This window comes from Secundilactobacillus silagei JCM 19001 (assembly GCF_002217945.1).
Classification (GTDB): domain Bacteria; phylum Bacillota; class Bacilli; order Lactobacillales; family Lactobacillaceae; genus Secundilactobacillus; species Secundilactobacillus silagei.
On record NZ_BCMG01000025.1, the window covers coordinates 1 to 1729 of the forward strand.

The window sequence follows — 1729 nt, forward strand, 5'->3', positions numbered from 1 at the left end:
AAGGTGAAAAGCACCCCGGAAGGGGAGTGAAATAGTTCCTGAAACCATGTGCCTACAATTAGTTGGAGCCCGTTAATGGGTGACAGCGTGCCTTTTGTAGAATGAACCGGCGAGTTACGTTAACATGCAAGGTTAAGATGAAAAGTCGGAGCCGTAGCGAAAGCGAGTCTGAAACGGGCGTTTCAGTATGTTGATGTAGACCCGAAACCAGGTGACCTACCCATGTCCAGGGTGAAGGTGCGGTAAAACGCACTGGAGGCCCGAACCCGTGTACGTTGAAAAGTGCTGGGATGAGGTGTGGGTAGCGGTGAAATTCCAAACGAACTTGGAGATAGCTGGTTCTCTCCGAAATAGCTTTAGGGCTAGCCTCGGATGAAGAATCGTGGAGGTAGAGCACTGTTTGGACTAGGGGCCCGTCATGGGTTACTGAATTCAGATAAACTCCGAATGCCATAGATTTATATCCGGGAGTCAGACGGTGAGTGATAAGATCCATCGTCGAAAGGGGAACAGCCCAGACCACCAATTAAGGTCCCTAAGTGTATCCTAAGTGGAAAAGGCGGTGAAGTTGCATAGACAGCTAGGATGTTGGCTCAGAAGCAGCCACCATTTAAAGAGTGCGTAATAGCTCACTAGCCGAGTGATTTTGCGCCGAAAATGTACCGGGGCTAAGGATACCACCGAAATTGTGGATGCAACCATTAGGTTGCGTGATAGGAGAGCGTTCTAAGGGCGGTGAAGCTAGATCGTAAGGACTAGTGGAGCGCTTAGAAGTGAGAATGCCGGTATGAGTAGCGAAAGATCAGTGAGAATCTGATCCACCGAATGACTAAGGTTTCCTGGGGAAGGCTCGTCCTCCCAGGGTTAGTCGGGACCTAAGTCGAGGCCGCAAGGCGTAGACGATGGCCAACAGGTTGATATTCCTGTACTAGTAAGATATGTTTGAGCGATGGAGGGACGCAGGAGGCTAAGCCGTGCGCACTGTTGGATATGTGCGTTCAAGCAGCAAGTCTGGTTGTTAGTTAAATGCTTACAACCGTGTAGACAAGCTGTGATGAGGACCGAATTTAAGTAGGGAAGTGGCTGACGTCACACTGCCGAGAAAAGCTTCTAGTGAGTATCTTACTACCCGTACCGCAAACCGACACAGGTAGTCGAGGAGAGAATCCTAAGGTGAGCGAGTGAACTCTCGTTAAGGAACTCGGCAAAATGACCCCGTAACTTCGGGAGAAGGGGTGCTGCACGCAAGTGCAGCCGCAGTGAAGAGGCCCAGGCGACTGTTTATCAAAAACACAGGTTTCTGCAAAATCGTAAGATGACGTATAGGGGCTGACGCCTGCCCGGTGCTGGAAGGTTAAGTGGATGAGTTAGCTTCGGCGAAGCCCAAAAATGAAGCCCCAGTAAACGGCGGCCGTAACTATAACGGTCCTAAGGTAGCGAAATTCCTTGTCGGGTAAGTTCCGACCCGCACGAAAGGCGTAACGATCTGGGCACTGTCTCAACGAGAGACTCGGTGAAATTATAGTACCTGTGAAGATGCAGGTTACCCGCGACAGGACGGAAAGACCCCATGGAGCTTTACTATAGCTTGATATTGGGTGTTGACACAACTTGTACAGGATAGGTCGGAGCCGTAGAAGCCGGAACGCTAGTTTCGGTGGAGGCGCTGGTGGGATACGACCCTTGTTGTGTGAACACTCTAACCCGCGCCACTCAGCGTGGCGGGAGA

Annotated in this window: 1 rRNA gene; it reads left to right on the plus strand. The window is 51.0% G+C overall.

Features of this window, described 5'->3' with window-relative positions:
* Positions 1–1729, plus strand: a 23S ribosomal RNA gene (locus CES79_RS12340); the annotation flags it as partial.